Source organism: Streptomyces turgidiscabies Car8, assembly GCF_000331005.1.
GTDB classification, from domain to species: Bacteria; Actinomycetota; Actinomycetes; order Streptomycetales; family Streptomycetaceae; genus Streptomyces; species Streptomyces turgidiscabies.
This window is the reverse complement of sequence record NZ_AEJB01000374.1, coordinates 1-1,536: the sequence shown is the minus strand read 5'-3', so window position 1 is coordinate 1,536 and position 1,536 is coordinate 1. Positions and strand designations below refer to the sequence as shown.

Annotated in this window: 2 protein-coding genes; one reads left to right on the top strand and one right to left on the bottom strand. The window is 69.1% G+C overall.

Annotated features, from left to right (window positions below; all coding sequences use genetic code 11):
- Positions 1–29: 29 nt before the first annotated feature.
- Positions 30–530, bottom strand: coding sequence for a transcriptional regulator BldD (gene bldD, locus STRTUCAR8_RS27880; RefSeq protein WP_006379429.1), 501 nt, complete (start codon positions 528–530; stop codon positions 30–32).
- A 265-nt stretch (positions 531–795) separates the two neighbouring features.
- Between bldD and pyrR the strand changes: the two genes are divergently transcribed.
- Positions 796–1,377, top strand: coding sequence for a bifunctional pyr operon transcriptional regulator/uracil phosphoribosyltransferase PyrR (pyrR, locus tag STRTUCAR8_RS27875; protein ID WP_006379430.1), 582 nt, complete (start codon positions 796–798; stop codon positions 1,375–1,377).
- Positions 1,378–1,536: the final 159 nt, after the last annotated feature.

Below are 1,536 nucleotides of genomic sequence, written 5' to 3'. Positions count from 1 at the left end.
TTCTGCTCAACGGCTGAAAGCCGTCGGGCTCAGCCCTCCTCGTGGGAGACGGCGCGGCGCGCGTCCGCGTCCAGGACACCCCAGCTGATCAGCTGCTCGGTCAGGACCGAGGGCGACTGGTCGTAGATGACGGCGAGCGTGCGCAGGTCGTCCTGGCGGATCGACAGCACCTTGCCGTTGTAGTCGCCGCGCTGGGACTGGATCGTCGCGGCGTAGCGCTGCAGGGGGCCCGCCTTCTCGGCCGGCACATGGGCCAGCCGCTCAAGGTCGAGGACGAGCTTCGGCGGCGGCTCGGCGGCTCCGCCCGGCGTGGTGCCCGGCAGCAGCTCCTGCACGGGAACCCCGTAGAAATCCGCCAGCTCGGCGAGGCGCTGCACGGTCACGGCACGATCGCCGCGCTCGTACGAACCGACCACGACCGCCTTCCAGCGTCCCTGGGACTTCTCCTCGACACCGTGGAGGGAAAGGCCCTGCTGGGTGCGGATCGCCCGGAGCTTGGCCCCGAGCTGTTTGGCGTATTCGCTGGACATATAGCTCCCGGACACAGTGTCGACGTGCGGACGAGCCGCGCGGCTGGTGACTCACTGTGAGGTTACGCAGCGTTACTCTTCCCCGTCAAGCTGAACGGTCCCGGCCGCCCTCCGCGCGCGGGGCGACGTGCGGTTACGGCAGACGGGTGACGTGTGGCGCCAATGGGGTGATCAGGCGTCTTGCGCGGACTGGTACCGTGGATGGCGCAATTCCGACGTCCTTTAATGATCCGTCCTGTGAGGCGGAGAAGGAGGTCCGTTTCCTATGGACTCAGAGCACGACAAGCAGCAGTACGAGGCCGGCGCGCGGCCCGTTCTGGAAGCCCCCGACATCGCGCGCGTGCTGACCCGCATCGCCCACGAGATCGTCGAACGCGCCAAGGGCGCCGACGACGTGGTGCTCCTCGGCATTCCGACCCGGGGCGTCTTCCTCGCCCAGCGGCTCGCCGCCAAGCTGGCGGAGATCACCGACCGCAAGATCCCGGTCGGCTCGCTCGACATCACGATGTACCGCGACGACCTGCGCATGCACCCGCCGCGTGCGCTGGCCCGCACCGACATCCCCGGTGACGGCCTCGACGGCAGACTGGTCGTCCTCGTCGACGACGTGCTCTTCTCCGGCCGCACCATCCGCGCCGCCCTGGACGCCCTGAACGACCTCGGGCGCCCGCGCGCGGTGCAGCTCGCGGTCCTCGTCGACCGAGGGCACCGCGAACTGCCCATCCGCGCCGACTACGTCGGCAAGAACCTCCCCACGTCGCTGCGGGAGACGGTCAAGGTCCAGCTCGCCGAGGAGGACGGTCGGGACACCGTGCTGCTCGGTGTGAAGCAGACCGCCCAGCAGTAGCACGCGCGCGTGCGGCCCCGTGCCGTATGCCTCCTCGCGATGCCCTGCCTGCCCGGAATCTCCTGAACTTCCTTACGGAGCCTGAAAGATGCAGCGTCATCTCATTTCGGCCGCCGACCTCACCCGCGACGACGCCGTCCTGATCCTCGACACCGCCGA